General features: G+C 68.4%; 18 protein-coding genes. 8 read left to right on the top strand and 10 right to left on the bottom strand.

Annotated features, from left to right (window positions below):
- The first annotated feature begins 98 nt into the window (after positions 1 to 98).
- Positions 99 to 677, top strand: coding sequence for a TetR/AcrR family transcriptional regulator (locus BOX37_RS09980; RefSeq protein ID WP_071927399.1), 579 nt, complete (start codon positions 99 to 101; stop codon positions 675 to 677).
- A 10-nt stretch (positions 678 to 687) separates the two neighbouring features.
- On the opposite strand, the gene BOX37_RS09975 is transcribed toward BOX37_RS09980, so the two are convergent.
- The 4 genes from BOX37_RS09975 to infC all read right to left on the bottom strand — a co-directional run bounded on the left by BOX37_RS09975 (position 688) and on the right by infC (position 2,943).
- On the bottom strand, positions 688 to 1,485 hold the full coding sequence (locus tag BOX37_RS09975; protein ID WP_071931347.1) for a TrmH family RNA methyltransferase: 798 nt from the start codon (positions 1,483 to 1,485) through the stop codon (positions 688 to 690).
- Positions 1,486 to 1,517: 32 nt separating this feature from the next.
- Positions 1,518 to 1,904, bottom strand: a complete 387-nt coding sequence (gene rplT, locus BOX37_RS09970) for a 50S ribosomal protein L20 (protein WP_067498536.1) — start codon at positions 1,902 to 1,904, stop codon at positions 1,518 to 1,520.
- A 111-nt stretch (positions 1,905 to 2,015) separates the two neighbouring features.
- A complete protein-coding gene (rpmI, locus tag BOX37_RS09965; protein WP_071927398.1) occupies positions 2,016 to 2,213 on the bottom strand; it encodes a 50S ribosomal protein L35 in 198 nt (65 codons plus the stop codon).
- Between the two features lie 31 nt (positions 2,214 to 2,244).
- A complete protein-coding gene (gene infC, locus BOX37_RS09960) occupies positions 2,245 to 2,943 on the bottom strand; it encodes a translation initiation factor IF-3 (protein ID WP_071931346.1) in 699 nt (232 codons plus the stop codon).
- 358 nt (positions 2,944 to 3,301) lie between these two features.
- Between infC and BOX37_RS09955 the strand changes: the two genes are divergently transcribed.
- A complete protein-coding gene (locus tag BOX37_RS09955) occupies positions 3,302 to 3,643 on the top strand; it encodes a DUF1844 domain-containing protein (RefSeq protein ID WP_071927397.1) in 342 nt (113 codons plus the stop codon).
- Between the two features lie 495 nt (positions 3,644 to 4,138).
- Here BOX37_RS09955 and uvrA read toward each other — a convergent pair whose 3' ends face one another.
- Positions 4,139 to 7,141, bottom strand: a complete 3,003-nt coding sequence (uvrA, locus tag BOX37_RS09950; RefSeq protein ID WP_071927396.1) for an excinuclease ABC subunit UvrA — start codon at positions 7,139 to 7,141, stop codon at positions 4,139 to 4,141.
- A 481-nt stretch (positions 7,142 to 7,622) separates the two neighbouring features.
- Here uvrA and BOX37_RS09945 point away from each other — a divergent pair, with 481 nt between their 5' ends.
- On the top strand, positions 7,623 to 8,261 hold the full coding sequence (locus BOX37_RS09945) for a response regulator transcription factor (RefSeq protein ID WP_071927395.1): 639 nt from the start codon (positions 7,623 to 7,625) through the stop codon (positions 8,259 to 8,261).
- 84 nt (positions 8,262 to 8,345) lie between these two features.
- On the opposite strand, the gene BOX37_RS09940 is transcribed toward BOX37_RS09945, so the two are convergent.
- On the bottom strand, positions 8,346 to 9,125 hold the full coding sequence (locus tag BOX37_RS09940; RefSeq protein WP_071927394.1) for a sigma 54 modulation/S30EA ribosomal C-terminal domain-containing protein: 780 nt from the start codon (positions 9,123 to 9,125) through the stop codon (positions 8,346 to 8,348).
- Positions 9,126 to 9,268: 143 nt separating this feature from the next.
- On the opposite strand from BOX37_RS09940, the gene BOX37_RS09935 reads away from it, so the two are divergent.
- A complete protein-coding gene (locus BOX37_RS09935; protein WP_071927393.1) occupies positions 9,269 to 11,095 on the top strand; it encodes a sensor histidine kinase in 1,827 nt (608 codons plus the stop codon).
- Positions 11,096 to 11,098: 3 nt separating this feature from the next.
- On the opposite strand, the gene BOX37_RS09930 is transcribed toward BOX37_RS09935, so the two are convergent.
- Complete coding sequence (locus BOX37_RS09930) at positions 11,099 to 12,244, bottom strand: beta-ketoacyl synthase N-terminal-like domain-containing protein (RefSeq protein ID WP_071927392.1); 1,146 nt, start codon at positions 12,242 to 12,244, stop codon at positions 11,099 to 11,101.
- 132 nt (positions 12,245 to 12,376) lie between these two features.
- Here BOX37_RS09930 and BOX37_RS09925 point away from each other — a divergent pair, with 132 nt between their 5' ends.
- Genes BOX37_RS09925 through BOX37_RS09915 form a run of 3 tightly spaced genes read left to right on the top strand, consistent with a single transcriptional unit; the run spans position 12,377 to position 16,423 of the window.
- On the top strand, positions 12,377 to 13,714 hold the full coding sequence (locus BOX37_RS09925) for a diguanylate cyclase domain-containing protein (protein WP_071927391.1): 1,338 nt from the start codon (positions 12,377 to 12,379) through the stop codon (positions 13,712 to 13,714).
- Positions 13,715 to 13,727: 13 nt separating this feature from the next.
- On the top strand, positions 13,728 to 14,075 hold the full coding sequence (locus BOX37_RS09920; protein WP_071927390.1) for an antibiotic biosynthesis monooxygenase family protein: 348 nt from the start codon (positions 13,728 to 13,730) through the stop codon (positions 14,073 to 14,075).
- A gap of 44 nt (positions 14,076 to 14,119) precedes the next feature.
- Positions 14,120 to 16,423, top strand: coding sequence for a HelD family protein (locus tag BOX37_RS09915; protein ID WP_071927389.1), 2,304 nt, complete (start codon positions 14,120 to 14,122; stop codon positions 16,421 to 16,423).
- Between the two features lie 63 nt (positions 16,424 to 16,486).
- On the opposite strand, the gene BOX37_RS09910 is transcribed toward BOX37_RS09915, so the two are convergent.
- Both BOX37_RS09910 and BOX37_RS09905 read right to left on the bottom strand, forming a co-directional pair.
- Positions 16,487 to 16,939 (bottom strand): universal stress protein, encoded by a 453-nt coding sequence (locus tag BOX37_RS09910; RefSeq protein ID WP_071927388.1) that lies wholly within the window; start codon positions 16,937 to 16,939, stop codon positions 16,487 to 16,489.
- Between the two features lie 287 nt (positions 16,940 to 17,226).
- Entirely contained in the window at positions 17,227 to 18,051 is an 825-nt protein-coding gene (locus tag BOX37_RS09905; protein WP_071927387.1) for an AraC family transcriptional regulator, read from the bottom strand.
- 70 nt (positions 18,052 to 18,121) lie between these two features.
- Between BOX37_RS09905 and BOX37_RS09900 the strand changes: the two genes are divergently transcribed.
- Complete coding sequence (locus BOX37_RS09900) at positions 18,122 to 18,586, top strand: VOC family protein (protein WP_071927386.1); 465 nt, start codon at positions 18,122 to 18,124, stop codon at positions 18,584 to 18,586.
- Positions 18,587 to 18,730: 144 nt separating this feature from the next.
- On the opposite strand, the gene uvrB is transcribed toward BOX37_RS09900, so the two are convergent.
- Positions 18,731 to 20,914, bottom strand: coding sequence for an excinuclease ABC subunit UvrB (gene uvrB, locus BOX37_RS09895; RefSeq protein WP_071927385.1), 2,184 nt, complete (start codon positions 20,912 to 20,914; stop codon positions 18,731 to 18,733).

The following is a 20,914-nucleotide window of genomic DNA, read 5'->3' as shown; positions in this document are numbered from 1 at the left end:
TGATAACTAGCAATCAATGGTTATGCATCGACTGATAACATGTCAAGGGCAACGGGGCTTTCCGAGCTTTCCGAGCTTTCCGAGGAGGCAGACACCGCATGGGTGAGACGACCAGAACCCGGATGACCGCGGCCGAACGCAGCGCGCAGGTCCTCGAGGCCGCCGTCGAAGCCTTCGCCGAATCCGGCTATGCCGCAACGAAAACCGATGAGATCGCGCGCCGAGCAGGAGTATCGCAGCCCTATGTGATCCGGCTGTTCGGCACCAAGCTGCAACTGTTCCTCGCCTGCCTGCACGAGGTGTGCAGCCGCATCGAGACGGTATTCCGCAATGCCGAGATCGCCCCCGATTCCGACACCGCCGAGGCACTGCGCGCACTCGGCATCGGCTACGAGACCTTCCTGGCCGAACGCGAATTGCCACTGGTCCTGCTGCACGGTGCTGCCGCGAGCGCGGACCCGGCCATCGGCGAGCACATGCGGGAGCGATTCGGTCGCATCTACCGCCTGGTCGGCGAGCTCACCGGCGCCGATACCGAGCAATCGCGACGCTTCGTCGCCACCGGCATGCTCCTGACGATCATGACCGCCATGCAGGTCGCGGGCACCGACGCGATCTCCCTGCCCTGGGCCACCGAGATCCTCGACGACATCGCCGCGGCCACCGAACCATGCTGAGGCGGCGCGACTACCTCGCGTGCTGCACGCGGGCGCTCGCGTAGAGGCAGATCGCCGCCGCGGCAGCCAGATTCAAGCTCTCGGCGCGGCCGTGGATGGGGATCCGGATGCGGTGATCGGCACGAGCGGCCACCGCCGGGTCGAGACCGTGCGCCTCGTTGCCGAACAGCCAGGCAACTGGGCCGGTGAGAATGTCGTCGGCGGCATCGAGGTCGACCTCGCCGTTCGCGGCGGTGGCCAGGATCGTCACGCCCGCCGCGGAGATCGCGTCGAGGGTGGCGGTGATGTCGCGACCGCGCGCGATCGGCACGTGGAACAGGCTGCCTGCGCTGGCGCGCACGCACTTGCCGTTGTGCGGGTCGACGGTCTCGCCCGCCAGGACCACACCGTCGGCGCCGACCGCGTCGGCGACCCGGATCAGGGTGCCCGCGTTGCCGGGCTCGGCGATCTCGACGGGGACGGCGAGCATGCGGGGACCACGGTCGAGGATCTCGGCCAACTGGACGTCGACCAGCTCGCAGACCGCGACCAGACCGGGCGCGGTGACGGTCTCGCCGAGATGCTCGGCGGCACGGTCACTGACCAGCGTGGTGCGCACGCCGTCGGCGGCGGCACCCGCGATCAGCGCGGTCTCGCGTTCGGCGGCGCCGAGCGAATAGAACAGCTCATGGACGCGGCCGGTCTCCAGCGCGGCGGCCACCGCATTGGCGCCCTCGGCCAGGAACCGGCCGGACTTGCGACGATTGGCCGCGCGCTGAAGCTTGACAGCGGAAACGACCCGCGGATTGCGCTCGGAGAGCGCGTCCACGGGTCGTTCCGACAGATCGCTGTGCGTCAAGCTCAGGCAGCCGAGGCCGGGGCGTTGACGTCGGCGGGCAGCGCGGCCTTGGCGACGGCGACGAGACCGGCGAAGGCCTCGGCGTCGGAGACGGCGAGCTCGGCCAGGATCTTGCGGTCCACCTCGACACCGGCGGCCTTGAGGCCCTGGATGAAGCGGTTGTAGGTGATGTCGTTCAGACGCGCGGCGGCGTTGATACGAGCGATCCACAGCTTGCGGAAGTCACCCTTGCGCGCCTTGCGGTCGCGGTAGGCGTAGGTCAGCGAGTGGAGCTGCTGTTCCTTGGCCTTGCGGTACAGGCGCGAACGCTGGCCCCGGTAGCCCTTGGAGGCCTCGAGGATGGAACGGCGCTTCTTCTGAGCGTTGACGGCCCTTTTGACGCGTGCCACTGTGGTAGTCCTTGATCATCTAGGGGCGCGGCGGCGCCCGAATTCGGTAGTTGTCGGCGTCCGGTTCATCCCGGCCGCGGAATCGTCAGGATGCGACGGTCTTGCCGGAAATCAGGCGAGACCGAGCAGCCGCTTCACGCGGGGGGCGTCGACGGCAGCGACGGACTCCGTGCCTTCCAGACGACGAGTCCGGCGAGAGGACTTGTGCTCCAGGAGGTGGCGACGGTTCGCCTGCTCGCGAAGCAGCTTGCCCCGGCCGGTCACCTTGAATCGCTTCTTGGCGCCGCTGTGGGTCTTGTTCTTCGGCATGGATTCCTCTATCTAGTCGTTGAGATCGGTGTTACTGCGGGTCGGCCGGCGGAGCCTGCTCGACCGGCGCGGCCGGTGCGGCGGGCGCGGTCGGCTCGACCGTCGCAGCCGGTTCGGCGCTCGCGGGACCGGTCGGCTGCGAACGTGCTGCCGGGGCCGAGTCCTGCTGGGCCTTCACCCGCGTCTTCGCGCCCTTGTGGGGGGCGAGGACCATGGTCATGTTGCGGCCGTCCTGCTTGGCCGAGGTCTCGACGAAACCGAGGTCGGCGACGTCGGAGCCCAGACGCTGAAGCAGCCGGAAACCGAGCTCGGGCCGGGACTGCTCACGACCACGGAACATGATCGTGACCTTGACCTTGGATCCGGCCTCGAGGAAACGCACCACGTTGCGCTTCTTGGTCTCGTAGTCGTGATCGTCGATCTTCGGGCGGAGCTTCTGCTCCTTGATCACGGTCTGGACCTGGTTCTTCCGGGACTCGCGCGCCTTCTGCGCGGTCTCGTACTTGAACTTGCCGTAGTCCATGATCTTGCAGACCGGCGGACGGGCATCGGGTGCCACCTCGACGAGGTCGAGATCGGCTTCGAGCGCGACGCGTAGTGCATCTTCAACACGCACGATCCCAACCTGTTCGCCGCCGGGTCCGATGAGACGGACCTCGGGAACACGGATGCGATCGTTGATGCGGGTCTCAGTGCTGATGGGGCCTCCTAGGTCAAGCGGTGTCGTCATAACGACCGCACGCAATAACTGCAACCCCAGTTTCAACACGAAAGCCCCGGTGCGGTACTTCTCCGCCACGGGGCCCGATGTCGACCGATCGCCCACAGCCGATGCCCTCACGAGCTCGGTGTCGACCCCCGCGCGCCAGGCGCACGGGAAACCCATCACAACGAACGGGTGACCGGGACCGTTTGTCCAGTACGATTGCTCGCCGGGAAACGGTGGGAGTCGGGCTCCACTTATCTGCCCCAGGTCGAATCACACAACCAGGGGCGGTCGTCAGCAAAAAGTCTAGCATCGCATTCGGCTATTGCCGAATCGGCCCTGGCGCGATCGGGGCGCGAACGCCTCGCTTAGCCTGATCAGCATGACTGACGAGCTCGATCCCCCCGTGCGCGACCTGGCCGACATCCCCGCCGTCGAGGTGATCAGCCGGGCGGCCGTGATGCTGATGAGCTCAGCCGCGGAGAAGCTGGGACTGGCCGAGGACACCCCGAACTCCGGCGCGGGCGTCGACCTGGACGAGGCGCGCCGGGTGATCACGGCGTTGGCCGGGCTGGTCACCTCGTCGGTGGAGTACCTCGGCCCGCACGCCGGGCCGATCCGCGAGGGTCTGCAGGCGCTGCAGCGCGCCTTCCGCGAGGCTTCCTCGGTGCCGGACGCGCCAGGCCAGGGACCGGGCGAGAAGTACACCGGCCCGGTGCACTGACCCGATATCGGACGAACGCAAAGATCCGCCGACGCACACTGCGTCGGCGGATCTTTGCGTGTGGGGAGAGAGTCCGCCGCTCAGGCGGGCGGGTTGCCCGGGGTGACCGAGATGGCCGAGCCCGAGGTCAGCGCCTGGGCGAGGGCGGAGAAGATTTCGGCGAGGCCGGCGCTTCCGGTATCCATCAGAGAGTTCCTTTCGATTCCGCCGGACTCAGGCGGACGGCGGGGTGGGCGTGTAGGCCAGCGAGGACCCCCCGCTGATAAGGGCCAGAACCATCGCGATGAGGTCCGTGGGAATTTCGCCATCCATGGGGACGTTCCTTTCGTACTGCCCGGCATCGGCGAGTCACGCCGCCCACGGGCGCGAGAGGCCACCTGATGCCGGTCGACAACCGCTACTGACCGGTTTTCCGGACAGAGTGAGGCGAATGTTACATACGCCTGTTTCACTTCGTGGTGTTTTCGGAAAGTCCCGACCGGACCCTAGCCGGATTCAGCGCAGCGCGGCCGCCTTTCGGGCCAGGCGCTTGGCCGCCGCGGTCTCCGTCGGCACCTTCTTCGCCGCCGGTACCGCTGTGTCCCCCGCCTTCTTCGCCGCCGCTTTCTTCGCCGCCGCCTTCTTGGCCGGTTTCACCGGCGCCGGTGCCGCGAGCACCTCCTTGAGGAACTGCCCGGTGTAGCTGGCCGAGACCTGGGCCACGTCCTCCGGCGTGCCGGTCGCGACCACCGTGCCACCGCCGGAACCGCCCTCGGGTCCCATGTCGACGACCCAGTCCGAGGTCTTGATGACGTCGAGGTTGTGCTCGATGACGATCACCGTGTTGCCCTTGTCGACCAGACCGTTGATCACCTTGAGCAACTTGCGGATGTCCTCGAAGTGCAGGCCGGTGGTCGGCTCGTCGAGGATGTACACGGTCCGGCCCATCGAGCGCTTCTGCAGCTCGGCGGCCAGTTTCACGCGCTGGGCCTCACCACCGGACAGCGTCGGCGCACTCTGCCCGAGACGCACGTAACCCAGACCGACCTCGACAAGTGTCTTGAGGTAGCGGTGGATCGAGGTGATCGCCTCGAAGAAGTCGGCCGCCTCGTCGATCGGCATGTCGAGCACCTCGGCGATGGTCTTGCCCTTGTAGTGCACCTCGAGGGTTTCCCGGTTGTACCGGGCGCCGTGGCAGACCTCGCACGGGACGTAGACATCGGGCAGGAAGTTCATCTCGATCTTGAGCGTGCCGTCGCCCGAGCACGCTTCGCAGCGGCCGCCCTTGACGTTGAACGAGAACCGCCCGGGCTGGTAACCGCGCACCTTGGCCTCGGTGGTGGCGGCGAACAGGGTGCGGATCTTGTCGAAGACACCGGTGTAGGTGGCCGGGTTCGAGCGCGGGGTGCGCCCGATCGGTGACTGGTCGACCTGCACCAGTTTGTCGAGGTTGTCCAGGCCGTTGATCCTGGTGTGCCTGCCCGGCACCTGGCGGGCACCGTTGAGCTTGTTCGCCAGCACGGTGGCCAGGATGTCGTTGACCAGGGTCGACTTGCCCGACCCCGAGACACCGGTGACCGCGGTGAGCACGCCCAGCGGGAACGCCACGTCGATGCCCTGCAAATTGTGTTCGGTGGCGCCGACGACGGTGAGCTTGCGCTTCTTGTCGATCGGGCGGCGCACCATCGGCACCTCGATCTGCTCACGACCGGAAAGATAAGCGCCGGTGAGAGATTCGGGTTCGGTGAGCAGTTCGGTGTACGGACCGCTGTGTACCACGCGGCCGCCGTGCTCGCCGGCCAGCGGGCCGATGTCGACCACCCAGTCCGAGGCGCGGATGGTGTCCTCGTCGTGTTCGACGACGATCAGGGTGTTGCCCAGCTTCTTCAACCGCAGCAGCGTCTCGATCAGGCGGCGGTTGTCGCGCTGGTGCAGGCCGATCGAGGGCTCGTCGAGGACGTACAGCACGCCGACCAGACCGGAGCCGATCTGGGTGGCCAGGCGGATGCGCTGCGCCTCGCCACCGGACAGGGTCGCCGCCGCGCGCGAGAGCGTGAGGTACTCCAAGCCGACATCGAGCAGGAACCCGAGCCTGGCCTGGATCTCCTTGAGCACCTGACCGGCGATCGCGGCCTCACGCTCCCCCAGCGTCAAGGCGTTGAGGAAGTGCGCGCAGTCACCGATGGACAGGTCACTGACCTCGGCGATCGACTTGTCGGTACCGTCGGAGGCCAGGGTGACCGCCAGGATCTCCGGGCGCAGCCGGGAACCGTTGCACACCGGGCAGGCCACATCGCGCATGTAGCCGTCGTAGTGCTCCTTCATCTGCTCGGACTCGGTGTTGTCCATCCGCCGTTGCAGGAACGGCATCACGCCCTCGAAATCGGCGTAGTAGGAGCGTTTGCGGCCGTAGCGGTTGGTGTAGGACACGTGCACCTGATCGGAACTGCCCTCGAGCACCGCCTTGCGGGCCTTGGCGGGCAGATCGCGCCACGCGGTGTCCATCGAGAAGCCGATCGCCTCGGCCAGGCCGGACAGCAACCGGTTGAAGTACTCGGCGGTCTGCCCGCGCGACCACGGCGCGATCGCGCCCTCGGCCAGACTCAGCTCGGGATCGGGGACCACCAGCTCCGGGTCGACCTCCTTGCGGATACCGAGACCGGTGCAGTCGGGGCAGGCGCCGTAGGGCGAGTTGAACGAGAACGACCGGGGCTCGAGATCCTCGATGTCGAGCGGGTGACCGTTGGGGCAGGCAAGCCGCTCGGAGAAGCGCCGTTCGCGATCGTGAGCGTGCTCGTCGCGGTCGACGAAATCGAGCACGACGATGCCGTCGGCCAACCGCAACGCGGTCTCGATCGAGTCGGTGAGCCGCTGCTTGGACGCCGCCTTGACCGAGAGCCGGTCGACCACGACCTCGACGTCGTGCTTCTCCTGCTTCTTCAGCTTCGGCGGATCGGTGAGCGGATACACCACCCCGTCGACCCGCACGCGCGAATAGCCCTGGGTCTTGAGCTGGTCGAACAGGTCGACGAACTCACCCTTGCGGGTGCGCACCACCGGCGCGAGCACCTGGAACTTCAGGCCCTCGTCCATGGCGAGGACCTGGTCCACGATCTGCTGCGGGGTCTGCTTGGCGATCAGCTCGCCACACACCGGGCAGTGCGGTGTCCCCGCGCGGGCATACAGCAGGCGCAGGTAGTCGTAGACCTCGGTGATGGTGCCGACCGTGGACCGCGGATTGCGGTTGGTCGACTTCTGGTCGATCGACACCGCTGGCGAGAGGCCCTCGATGAAGTCGACATCGGGCTTGTCCATCTGCCCGAGGAACTGCCGCGCGTAGGCCGACAGCGACTCGACATAGCGACGCTGCCCCTCGGCGAAGATCGTGTCGAACGCCAGGCTCGACTTACCGGAACCGGACAGGCCGGTGAACACGATCAGGCTGTCGCGCGGCAAATCCAGGTCGACGCCCTTGAGGTTGTGTTCCCGAGCTCCGCGCACAGTGAGGCGTTCCGCCACCAGGTGAATCCCTTCTCATCGTCATCCGCCGACCGGACATGAACCCCCACGAACAATGCTAGGCGCGACCACCGACAGTGTTTGTTGGAGCGCTCGCGCGCTCGAGTTCGCGCCCCCGGCGGTCCCGCCGATCAGGCGCCGTTTCTTGCTCCTTCGTCGCCTACGAAACGGCACCTGATCGGCGGGACGGGCGCGAACCGCCGCTGCGCGGCGATCCCTCCTCGAGGTCGGGATGTGCGGGGTCGGGTTTGTTGGAGAGCTGGTGCGCTCAGGGTTCGCGTTACTGGGGGTCCGCCGATCGGGCGCCGTTTCTTGCTCCTTCGTCGCCTACGAAACGGCACCTGATCGGCGGAACGGGCGCGAACCTCCGCTGCGCGGCGGACCGGTCGTTGGGGGCGAGTTTGCGGTCTGCGTCCGGGATTTCGGGGTCAGCGATTATGTTTGTCCTCGGGGGGGCGATTGACACGATGAAGGAGCCGACGTGCTCGAGGTGTTTCTGGTCGACGACCACGAGATCGTGCGGCGCGGGTTGATCGATCTGCTGGAGGGTGATCCTGAACTCACTGTGATCGGGCAGGCGGGCAGCGTCGCCGAGGCGATGGTGCTCATTCGGGAGGCTCGGCCCGATGTGGCGGTGCTGGACGTGCGGCTGCCCGATGGCAACGGGATCGAGCTGTGTCGCAATCTGCTGGCCGAGTTCGACGACCTGCACTGCCTGATCCTGACCTCGTTCTCCGACGAGCACGCCATGCTGGACGCGATCCTGGCCGGTGCCAGCGGGTACGTGGTGAAGAACATCGACGGGATGCGGCTGGCGGACGCGATCAAACAGGTCGGTGCCGGGCACTCCCTGCTCGACACCAGGGCCGCCGACGCCCTGCGTGCCCGCCTACGGCGCAGCGCCGAACCTTCGGGGGCGCTGGCGGGGCTCACCGACCAGGAACGCCGGCTGCTCGAACTCCTCGGTGAGGGCCTGACCAACCGTCAGATCGCGGCGCGGATGTTCCTGGCCGAGAAGACGGTCAAGAACTACGTCTCCCGTCTCCTGGCCAAACTCGGCGTCGAACGCCGAACCCAGGCCGCGGTCCTGGCGACCAAGCTCCGTGAACCGGAGATCTGATCTGGGCTCCACACTCCCCGACCGCGAGGAGGGGACGCCGCGCAGCGGCGGTTCGGCGCGAACTCGAGCGCGCCAGCGCTCCGACTAGCAGGGGACGACGATGGTGAGGTCGCCGTCGTAGCGGCGGTAGAGGAGGTTGCCGCGGCCGGTGTGGGTGTCGGTGAAGAACAGATACGGCAGCCCGGCGGTGCACAGGACGTCGGCGGCCTCGTCTTCGGCGTAGACGGGCGCGGCGTCGGGGGCCACGCGGACCGGCATCGCGCTGGCGGTCAGCGGCAGCCCGGCCGACTCCCCCGCCGCGGCGGTGTGGTGCTGTCGGGCGAGGCGGACGCCGTGCGGGTCGGCCCAGGTGACGATCGCGTCCTCACCGGTGTCGGAGTCGGTGAACAGGTAGGCGTCGTAGTCCATCGCGTCGAGCACGGTGCTGGCTTCCAGCGGGGTGCCGGTCATCAGCGCGCAGTCCTTGCGGCGGATGATCGGGCGGGTCTCGGTGACCCGCGACAGCGGGCGCCGCGCGGGGTCGGGCCAGGCGGCGCGCGCCTCCTTCCCGGCGCGGCGGGCGAGCTGGCGGTCGAGCCGCTCGGCAGCGAAGGTGACGGCGAAGCCGCCGGGCCCGGTGACCTGCACCCGGGTGAGTGTGTCGTTGGTGCGGATGTTGGCCTGCACCAGGGTCGGCTCGTCGGAGCCCTGCGGCGCGGTGACGCGCACGCGGGCCGGACTGTCGAGGTGATGCCTGCGCATGACGCGGGTGATGGCGCGAACCGCGCGGGTGACGTCCTGCGGTGGAACCTCGCCACGGGTGGTCACCGCGAGCTCCGGGTCCGCGGCGGTCGTCCAGTGTTGGGTGCTCGACAACGAATTCATCTCATGCCCCACTTCTCGATCCCATTTCCCGGTGCCCTATGCCACCATCGCCAGCCCGTGCCGGTGAAGGGCCGAAAGTCCCCTGATTGCGGACTAGACTTTGCGTTCAGTGGGTTCGGGGAGCGCGGCGACGGGATACGGCGATGGCGAATGACGGTCGGAGTGACCGCTATTCGGTGGGCGCAACCGTGTCCCAACAGCATCTACGCGCCCTGCTCGGCGAAGTCGCGGACCGGGTGGAAGTGATGATCGGCTCCCGCGACCGGATGGACGGCCTGGTCGAGGCCATGCTCACCGTCACCGCGGGCCTGGATCTGGACGAGACCCTGCGCACCATCGTGCGCACGGCGATGAACCTGGTCGACGCCCGCTACGGCGCGCTCGCGGTGCGCGGTCACGATCAGCAGGTCGCGCAGTTCATCGACGAGGGCATGCCCGACCGGATCCGTGAACGGATCGGGCGATTACCCGCGGGCCATGGCGTACTGGGCGCGGTGTTCGCCGAGAAGGCGCCCTTGCGGCTCGACGATCTGGCCCGGCACCCGTCCTCGGTCGGCTTCCCCGAGGGACATCCGCCGATGCACTCGTTTCTCGGTGTGCCTGTGCGCATTCGCGACAAGGTGTTCGGCAGTCTGTATCTGACCGAGAAGTCCAACGGTCAGCCGTTCACCGAGGAGGACGAGGTCCTCGTCCTCGCGCTGGCCGCCGCGGCGGGGATCGCGGTCGACAATGCCCGCCTCTACGAACAGGCACGCACCCGTCAGGCGTGGATCGAGGCGACCCGCGACATCGCCACGGAGTTCCTGGCCGGGACCGAATCCGATCGGGTGCTCGCGCACGTGGTCGATCACGCGCGCAAGCTGACCGGATCGCATCAGGCCTTCCTCGCCTCGGTGCCCGTCCCCGACGAACTGCCCGGCGAGATCACCGAATTGGTGATCACCCAGTGGACCGGACCCGACGCGGGGCAGGACTGGCAGACGATCCCGATCGCGGGCACGGCACTGGGTGATGCCTTCAGCAGGCGCACGCCACTGCGGTTCGACGATGCCACCGCGGTGACCCTCGGCGTGGAATTCCCCGACACCGAATCCCCGTGCGCCGGACCGGCGCTGGTGCTGCCGCTGTGCACCCCGGATGCCACCCTCGGCGTGCTGGTGACGATCCGACCGCCCGGTTTCGCCCCATACTCCGATGAGATGCTCGAACTGACCGCCGCGTTCTGCGATCAGGCGGCGCTGGCGGTGCGCCTGGCCGACGCGCAGCGCCGGATGCGCGAACTCGACATCGTCGCCGACCGCGACCGCATCGCGCGCGACCTGCACGACCACGTGATCCAGCGCCTGTTCGCGATCGGTCTCACCGTGCAGGCGACCCTGCCCAAGGCGGTGGTTCCCGAAGTGCGGCAACGGCTTTCGACGACGATCATGGACCTCCAGGAAGTCGTCCAGGAGATCCGCACCTCCATCTTCGACCTGCACGCCAGCGGCTCCGGCCACAGCGCGGGACTGCAGCAGCGGCTGGAAGTGGCGATCCGGCGCCAGACCGCCGACATCGCCCTGCGCGCCACGATCCAGGTCTCGGGGCCGCTGTCGGTGCTCGATCCCCAGCTGGCAGATCACGCCGAGGCGGTGGTGCGCGAGGCGGTGAGCAACGCGGTGCGTCATTCCGGTGCGGACACGGTCGCGATCGTCATCGAGGTGGCCGACGATCTGACCATCACCGTGAGCGACAACGGGTGGGGTATCCCCAACCACGTCATCCGCAGCGGGTTGCGCAATCTCGAGCAGCGCGCCCAGGAGTCGGGCGGGCGTTTCGACATCGGACCGTCGAGCCGCCCCGACGCCGAGGGCAATCACCCGGAGATGCCGGGCACCCGGCTGCGGTGGGCGGTGCCGCTGCCGCAGGATCAGCCGATCACCGGTGGCTACGCCCTGGCCGGGGGGCCCGACCTCGGCGAGGGCGACTGAGGCTCAGGCCCTGGCGAGTACGACGGCGGCATTGTTGCCACCCATGCCCATCGACAGTTTCACCGTGGGGCCGTCGCTGATCGGCGTGGATCCGTCGAGCAGGCGCGGGTGAGCCGGCGCGACGATCGGCGCCGAGATCGCGAGGCCGCGGTCGTAGGACAGGGCGATGGTGGCGACCTCGACCGCCGCGGACGCGCCCTGACAGTGTCCGAGGAGCGGCTTGAGCACGGTGATCGCGGGACGGTCGTCGAACACCGTCGTCAGCACGTCGCGTTCGGCGGCGTCGCACTGGTGGGTGCCGGTGCCGTGCACGTTGAGGTAGGCGACATCGGCGGCGCCGATCCCGGCGGTGACCAGCGCGCGGCGCGCACAGTCGATGATGTGGGTGTGGGTGGGTTCGACGGAGACCACGTGGTAGGCGTCGTTGGTCATCGCACCGCCGAGGACCCTGGCGTAGGGCGACCCGACCGCGTCGGTGAGCAGCAGAGCCACCGACGCCTCGGCCATCGTGAAGCCGAGGGTGCCCTCCTGGAAGGGGCGGCAGGCGGTGAAGGGATCCACGTCGGCGACGGCGGCGCCCATCCGGACGAAGTGGTCGAGCATCTCCGGGGTGGCGGAGAGGTCGGTGCTCACGCACAGCACGTCGTCGACCATCCCCATGTCGCGCCACATCTTCGCGGTCAGCACGGCGACATTGCCCGAACTGCACGCCGCCGAGACGTTCATCGTGGGTCCGTGGAAGCCGAATTCCTGCTGCACCACCGAGATGGGTGTCGAGGGCAACAGGGGCAGATAGTCGCGGGGGCGGCGGGATCCGTGATCGAGGAGATAGAAGTCACGCCAGCCGGCCACATCCCCCAGAGTGATCGCGTGCACCAGACCGACGGTGCGGCCCGTCCGGCGCCAGCCGCGCTCGGTCGCGTCGGCGACGGCCTCGGCGGCCGCGGCGAACACGGCGCGCCCGAACAAGCCGGAACCGTGCGCCGGATCGCCGCCGTCGGAAACCCGGCCCACCCATGCGTGCCGATCGCGTTCGGGCCCGTAACCGGGGTACAGCCGGGCGGCGGGCTTTCCCGTCAGCAACCCCTGCCACAGGCGTTCGCGGCCCCAGCCGTAGCCGGATACGGCACCGATGCCCCCGATCGACATAGAATCGAAAGGGTGGGCCGTGTCGCCGGGAAGATCGTCCGCTGTCACATCCCTCCTCGCGGATCTCATCAGGGGTCACCACCATAGTCCTGTGCATCGTCGCCAGACCAGGCCGAGATCGGGGGTATCGCAGTGGGAGAACGCCATACCGACGCGGCGAGCGCCGAGCAGCTCGCGCAGCGGTACCGCTCGCTGGTCGAACACACTCCCGACGCGATCTGCGTGCACGAATCGGGCACGATCGTCTACGTCAACCCGGCTATGGTGCGCCTGCTCGGCGCCCGATCGGCCGATGACCTGCTCGGACTGTCCATCCAGACGTTCGTGCACCCCGATTCGATTCCGCCGATGCTCGCCCGGATCGCGCAGCTGACGGCCGAGGGCTCGGCCTCCCCACCCGCCGAGATGGACCTCGTGCGGGTGGACGGACGCACCGTGCCCGTGCAGACCGTGTCGGTGTTGACGGTGTGGCAGGGCGAGCTCGCCTACCAGGTGGTCGTGCACGATCTCACCGCGCAGCGCGCCGCGGAGGACTCGGCGCGACGGGCGGAATCGCACTTCACAACCGTGGTCTCGCAGCTGGAGGAAGGGGTGCTCGTCGTCGATCGGCGCGGGCGGCTGGAATCGATCAACCCGGCGGGCCGACGAATTCTCGGCATCGACGACGCGGACCCGGTGCTCGGGCGCCGCTTCGACGAACTCCCGGCGACGATGATCGACCGCGACGGTCACCCGCTGCCCGGCGACCAGCACCCGATGGCGCGCACGCTGGCCACCGGCGAGGTGGTCACCCGATTCGTCTTCGGTGTGGAGCGCGTCGACGGGCAGCTGGTGTGGCTCTCGTGCAATTGCCGGTTGCTCAATCCCGACAGCCCTGATTCCTCGGGGGTGTCCTCCTTCGCCGACATCACCGAGTACCGGGCCAGCAGACGCCAGCTCGAGTACCAGGCCACCCACGACGCGCTGACCGGGTTGGCCAACCGCTCGCTGATCCTGTCGCAGCTCTCCACCGCGCTCGCCGACGAAGGCGGCACGCTGGTCACCACCGTGCTGTTCATCGACCTCGACGGTTTCAAGGCGATCAACGACACCCTCGGCCACGCCATCGGCGACACGGTGCTGCAGATCGTGGCCCAGCGCCTGCAGCGCGCCCTGCGGGCCGAGGACCTGGTCGGGCGACTCGGCGGCGACGAGTTCCTGGTCCTGCTGGCCGGTCATCCGCAACGCGCCGACCTGCCCGCGCTGGTGGAACGGCTCCGCGTGACGATGTCGGAGCCGATCATCGCCCGCGGCCACCGGCTCGAGGTGAGCGCCTCGATCGGCATCACCGAACTCGGCCCGCACGAACGCCGCACTCCCGAGGCCGTGCTGCACGACGCCGACCTGGCCATGTACCGCGACAAGCCGGCCGGTCATCGTGAACTGGGTCTCGGTCAGAATCGACGCTCGAACAACACCCACGCCTCCTGACAGACTGATCGACGTGATCGTCGAACACGCGCTGCTGCCCGTTCGCCCCGGCCTCGCCGACGCTTTCGAAGCGGCCTTCGCCGAGGCGTATCCGATCATCGCCGCCATGCCCGGCTTCGGCGGGCTGTCGCTGTCGCGATGTCTGGAGCGGCCCGACAGCTATCTGCTGCTGGTGCGCTGGGAACGGCTCAGCGACCACACCGCGGGTTTCCGCGACGCACCGGAATACCAGCGCTGGCGGGCGCTGTTGCACCACTTCTACGAGCCGTTCCCGGTGGTCGAGCACTTCGCGCCGGTCCTCGGCGACGATGTCTTCCCCGCTTCGGCCGAGGTCGCGCCGAGCGCGCCCGCGGACAAGTAGAATCGACAACTCTGTTCTCAACGCGGTGACAAAGGAGTCCTGTTTTGCCCGACCGCCTCGCCGAAGACCGCGCCACCGCCGAGCCGGACCCGCGCAGCCGCGAGATCGAACAGGAGCAGCAGTACCTCTCGGTGCTCTACGCCCGGCTCGACGGCATGCGCGACTACGCGCAGAACCGGCTCAAGACCGTGCTGCTGGAATCCGGCGGTACGCCGCAGGCACGCAGTGAACGCGAGTCGTTCACCGCGCTCTACAGCGAGGACCTGGCCAAGTACGACGCCGCCGAGCACGGGCTGTGCTTCGGCCGCATCGACCTGGCATCCGCCGAGGAGCAGGCGCGCTACATCGGCCGCCTCGGCATCCTCGACGAGGACAACGACTACGAGCCGCTGTTACTGGACTGGCGCGCGCCACTTGCCCGGCCGTTCTACCTGGCCACCACCGCCAATCCCGAGGACGTGACGCGGCGGCGCCACATCCGTTCGCGCAATCGCGCGGTCACCGCGATCAACGACGAGTACCTGGACCTGACCACCGCCGAGCGCGACGGCGCGATCGGCACCGACGACGGGGTCGGTGGCGAGAGCGCGCTGCTGGCAGCGCTCAACGCCGCCCGCACCGGGCACATGAACGACATCGTCGAGACCATCCAGAGCGAGCAGGACGCGATCATCCGCTCCGAGCACAAGAGCGTGCTGGTGGTCCAGGGCGGGCCGGGTACCGGCAAAACCGCGGTCGCGCTGCACCGGGCGGCCTACCTGCTCTACACCTACCGGCAGCAGCTGGCCAAGAGCGGCGTGCTGATCATCGGCCCCAACGCCACCTTCCTCGACTACATCGGGCAGGTGCTGCCCTCGCTCGGTGAGACCGGTGTGCTGCTCTCGACCATCGGCGACCTGTATCCCGGGGTGAAGGCGGTCCGCGAGGACTCGCTGCGCGCCGGGGAGATCAAGGGCTCCCTGGACATGCTCGAGGTGCTCAAACAGGCGGTGCGTGACCGCCAGGAGGTGCCCGCCGAACCGGTGCGCCTTGCCTTCGACGGCTATCCGGTGACCCTGGACCGCAAGATCGCGACCAAGGCGCGCGGCCGGGCCCGTTCCTCGCGTCGCCCGCACAATCTGGCGCGGCCGATCTTCGCGTCCTCGGTGATCGACGCGCTCACCGATCAACTGGCCGCGACCATGGGCGCCGATCTGTCCGGCGGGACGAGCCTGCTCAGCTCGGCCGACCTCAGCGAGATCGGCGACGAGATGCGCGCCGACCCGCAGGTACAGGCCGCGATCAGCGCGCTGTGGCCGATCCTGTCCCCGCAGGACGTGCTGGCCGACCTGCTCGCCGACCCCGCCCGCCTCGACCGCGCGGCCAAGTCGTTGAGCCCGCAGGATCGCGCCGAGCTGGTGCGCTCCGACGACGGCACCTTCGCCGCGGCCGACGCCCCGTTGCTCGACGAGCTCGCCGAACTGCTCGGCGTCGATGACACCGAGGAGCGGGAACGTTCCCGCCGCCGCTGGCGCGCCCAGCTCGCCGAAGCGCAGGACGCGCTCGACATCCTCACCGGTTCGGCGCCCCAGGACATCGAGGACGAACTCGATCCCGAGATCCTGATGGCCTACGACCTGATCGACGCCTCCCAGCTGGCCCAGCGCCAGGAGTTCGGCAACCGCCAGACCACCGCCGAGCGCGCCGCGGGCGACCGCACCTGGACCTACGGCCACGTGATCGTCGACGAGGCGCAGGAGCTCTCGGAGATGGCGTGGCGCATGGTGATGCGGCGCATCCCCAATCGCTGGGTCACCGTGGTCGGCGACGTCGCCCAGACCGGCGACCCCGCGGGCGCCTCGTCCTGGCAGCGGGTGCTGGAACCCTATGTGGCACAACGCTGGAAACTCACCGAGCTCACCGTGAACTACCGCACCCCAGCCGAGATCATGGCGGTCGCCGCCGACGTCCTCGCCGCCATCGACCCCGGTGTCCGGGTACCGCGCTCGGTGCGCGAGACCGGCAATCCGCCGCGCGCCCACCGCGTTCGCCCCGACCGGGTCGCCGCCGAACTGGCCCGGCTCTTGGACGCCGAGCACGGCCCCGGGACCAGCGCGGTCCTCGCCCCCGCGACCCTTGTCCCGGACCTGTCCCCATTGGCCGGAGAATCAGTGCAGGTCCTGACCGTCCACGACGCGAAGGGCCTGGAATTCGACCGCGTCTACCTGGTCGATCCCCACACCATCCTCACCGAATCCCCCCGCGGCCTCAACGACCTCTACGTGGCCCTCACCCGAGCCACCCAAAGGCTCACGGTCGTCCACACCGCCGAGCTGCCCGAGGTGCTGGGCGCGCTGGATCCGGCCTGAGACAACACGGCGAAGGCCCCGGATCGCGGTCGATGATCGCGGTCCGGGGCCTTCGTCGTCGTCCTAGCGCACGGTGTGCACGATCAGGACGTCCGACCGCGACTTGCGGGCGACGTCCGAGGGCACCGAGCCGAGCAGGCGGCCGGTGAGGGTGTTGAGGCCCCGGTTACCGACGACGAGCAGATCGGCCTTGGTCTCCCTGACCAGGTCGAGCAGCGAATCGACCGGCTCGCCGACGATCGCCCGGTCGACGATGTTCTTGGCACCCGCGGCCACGGCTTTCTCCCGTGCCACGTGCAGGATCTCGTTGGTCGGGGCCGAGCCGCGAACCTGGTAGGCCTCGTCCTTGAGAACATCGGCCGCGGCGGCGACGTCGCGGTCATCGGTCGGGAAGTAGGCGCAGGCCAGCACGAGAGTCGCGTCCGCGTCGCCGGCGAGCGCCGCGGCCTTCTCCACTGCGACGTACGACGAGTCCGAGCCATCAGTACCGACGACAATGGTCCGGTAGGCGGTCATCTCTCCTCCAACTTGGTCGGTGCCAGCACCGAGCCACCCGGGAATCGAGCGTCAGCGCGGCAATTGGGTCGACCCTAACGCCAAAACAGGCCGATTTATCAGAAATCGCAACAGATCACACCGGGAGTGTTGGCGGGAATTGCCCCGCCGACCGTGGGCGGCACGACACCGACACAAGTCCACCTGGGGCGATCGGGCCGAGCGTCGATGACGACTGTGTCCTATCACAACACAATCAATGCCGCTGTGTGGCTGGGATTTTCGTCACAATTCCGGGTCGATGGCGGTCATCGCGACCGGCGAGCGTATTCGGTCGGCGACATCCCGATTTCGGCGACGAACTCGCGGCAGAAATGCGCCTGGTCGAAATAGCCGAGATCGGCGGCGAGTACGGCCAGATCCGGTGCGTCGCCGTGGGCGAGCCGGTCGGCGGCGTCCTGCAACCGAAACCGGCACAGCACCCATTTCGGCCCGGCGCCCACGTAGCGGCGGAACAGGCGCTGCAGGGTGCGGATGGGAATCGCGAACCGGTCGGTGACCTGATCGACCCTGGTCAGGTTCGCGTCCTCGGACATCGCGCGCACGATCGCGGCCACCAGCGCGTACCGCGGGTCGTGACCGCGGTCCCGTCCGGCGAAGAAGGACTCCACCAGCACCCGGCGGCGATCATCGGAGGGTTCGGCCAGGACGCGCTCGGCGAGCCCCGCGGCGGCGGGCAGCAGCTGGGTCAACGGGGCCGAATCGTCGCGCAGGGCGGCCACGTCGGCGCCGGTGAACGCACCGAATCCACCGGGGCTGAACCGGATGCCGAAGGTCTCCCCCTCGTCGCTGAGCTCGCGCACGTACTTCGTCGTGCACACGCCGTTGACGAATCCGCCGGTGCGCAGGGTGCTGCGCTCGAAGGTGAGATTCACGCAGGGAAACGACAGGACCTCGGCCCGATAGGCGGACCTGCCGCGCAGGTCCCAGCGCACGACCCAGTACCAATCGGCGAACTCGGCCAGCGCGGGCCCGACCGGCAGCCGGTTCAGGGTGCGGTGCCTGGCCTGCTCGCCCGGATGCAGAATGCCTTTCACGTCACCGGGATCCGGTGAGTCATCGGGCGCGACCACGGCCCTCCGATCCGCCGAACTGTCGCGTTCTTACAAGACCGGCCGACCCGGGCCGAGCAGGATCGAACACATGACCGATTCCGTAGCACCCGTTCCCGAGGGTTACCACTCCATCACCTGTTTCCTCGCCGTGCCCGACGGCAACGCCGCCATCGACTTCTACACCGCGGTCTTCGGCGCGAAGCTGCTCAGCCGCGCCGACCTGCCCGACGGGCAGCCCGCGCACGCCGAACTGCTCATCGGCGACTCCACCCTGCAGCTCGGAATGCCGATCCCCGACAACAACGTTCGAGCCCCCGAGAACTGGGTGCACACCTCGATCGTGCACTACTGCCCCGATGTCGACGCGGCGATCGCCCGCGCGATCGCCCATGGTGCCCGCAGCGCCGAGCAGCCACAGACCTTCGTCACCGGCGACCGCTACGGCGTGGTGATCGACCCGTTCGGCCACCGCTGGGCCGTGATGACCCGCGTCGAGGACGTCTCCCGCGACGAAGCCGACCGCCGCGTCGCCGAGTGGATGCGGACACAGTGATTTCGGCGGCTGGCGCCGCGGGGTTTTCGGCCCTGTGAGCCTCGCACCCGAGGGGCGATACTGCGCCTTCGGCGTTCCGTCTCGCCCCTCGGGTGCGAGGCGGCCGCAAACCCGTGGCGGTCGGGTTGTCAGTGTCATGGCCAATCAGCTCAGCCCGGCGGCGTCCATGCCGCGGAGTTCCTTCTTGAGGTCGGCGATCTCGTCGCGGAGGCGGCCTGCGAGCTCGAATTGCAGTTCGCGGGCCGCGTTCATCATCTGGGCGGTGAGTTCTTTGACCAGGTCGGCGAGTTCGGCGCGCGGCATGGACTTCACGTCGCGTTCGGCGTAGATGCCCGCGCTCACCGCGCGGCCGGGCTCACCCTGGGCGCGGCGGCCGCGGCTGACATTGCGGCCCGAGCCACCGACGGCGACTTCGTCGTCGGCCTCCAGATACACCTGGTCGAGGATGTCGGCGATCTTCTTGCGCAGTGGCTGCGGGTCGATGCCGTTGGCCTCGTTGTAGGCGACCTGCTTGGCACGGCGGCGATCGGTCTCGTCGATGGCGTGGCGCATCGAGTCGGTGATCTTGTCGGCGTACATGTGCACTTCGCCGGAGACGTTGCGCGCCGCGCGGCCGATGGTCTGGATGAGACTGGTGCTCGACCGCAGGAAGCCTTCCTTGTCGGCGTCGAGGATCGCCACCAACGATACCTCGGGCAGGTCGAGGCCCTCGCGCAGCAGGTTGATGCCTACGAGGACGTCGTAGTCGCCCAGGCGCAGCTGCCGCAGCAGTTCCACCCGGCGCAGCGTGTCGATCTCCGAATGCAGGTAGCGCACCCGCACCCCGAGGCCGAGCAGATAGTCGGTGAGGTCCTCGGCCATCTTCTTGGTCAGCGTGGTGACCAAGACGCGCTCGTCACGATCGGTGCGCCCGCGGATCTCGTGCACCAGATCGTCGATCTGGCCCTTGGTCGGCTTCACCACGACCTGCGGGTCGACCAGGCCGGTCGGCCGGATCACCTGCTCGACCACCTCACCGCCGACCTGACCCAGCTCGTATGGACCCGGCGTGGCCGACAGGTACACCGCCTGGCCGATCCGGTCGGCGAACTCCTCCCAGGTCAGCGGGCGGTTGTCCACCGCCGACGGCAGCCGGAAGCCGAACTCGACCAGATTGCGCTTACGCGACATGTCACCCTCGTACATACCGCCGATCTGCGGCACGGTGACGTGCGATTCGTCGATCACCAGCAGGAAGTCGTCGGGGAAGTAGTCGAGCAGGGTGGCCGGCGCCGAGCCGGCGGGGCGACCGTCGATGTGGCGCGAGTAGTTCTCGATACCGGAGCAGAATCCGACCTGGCGGATCATCTCCAGGTCGTACTCGGTGCGCATACGCAACCGCTGCGCCTCGAGCAGTTTGCCCTGGCGTTCCAGTTCGGCCAGGCGGGAGGCCAATTCGGCTTCGATGTCGGTGACCGCGCGTTCCATCCGCTCCGGGCCCGCCACGTAGTGGGTGGCCGGGAAGATGCGCAGCGAATCGACCTTGCGCACCACGTCACCGGTGAGCGGGTGCAGGTAGTAGAGCTCCTCGATCTCGTCGCCGAAGAACTCGATGCGGACCGCGAGTTCCTCGTAGGACGGGATGATCTCGACGGTGTCGCCGCGCACCCGGAACGACCCGCGGGTGAAGGCCATGTCGTTGCGGGTGTACTGCACGTCGACGAGCAGGCGCAGCAGCGCGTCGCGGTCGATCTGGGTGCCGACCTCGAGCTGCACCGAGCGATCCAGGTACGACTGCGGTGTGCCGAGGCCGTAGATACACGAGACCGACGCGACCACCACCACATCGCGACGCGAGAGCAGGCTCGACGTCGCCGAGTGCCGCAGGCGCTCGACATCGTCGTTGATCGAGCTGTCCTTCTCGATGTAGGTATCGGTCTGGGCGATGTAGGCCTCGGGCTGGTAGTAGTCGTAGTACGAGACGAAGTACTCGACCGCGTTGTGCGGGAGCATCTCGCGCAGCTCGTTGGCCAGCTGGGCGGCGAGGGTCTTGTTCGGCGCCATCACCAAGGTGGGCCGCTGCAGCTTCTCGATCAACCAGGCCGTGGTCGCCGATTTACCGGTACCGGTGGCACCGAGCAGGACCACGTCCTTCTCGCCCGCGGTGATCCGGCGCTCCAGCTCGGCGATCGCCGCGGGCTGATCACCGGCCGGTGAATGCTCGCTGACCACCTCGAACCGACCACCGGCGCGCGCGATGGTGCCGACCGGACGATGTTCGGAATGAGCCAGCGGGGTGCTGCCCCGCTCCTCGTACCCTTCGGCCGGGATCTCGGTTGCGAATGCCAT

Origin of the sequence: Nocardia mangyaensis, assembly GCF_001886715.1 — a bacterium.
GTDB lineage: Bacteria > Actinomycetota > Actinomycetes > Mycobacteriales > Mycobacteriaceae > Nocardia > Nocardia mangyaensis.
This window is presented reverse-complemented; position numbering and strand designations above follow the sequence as displayed.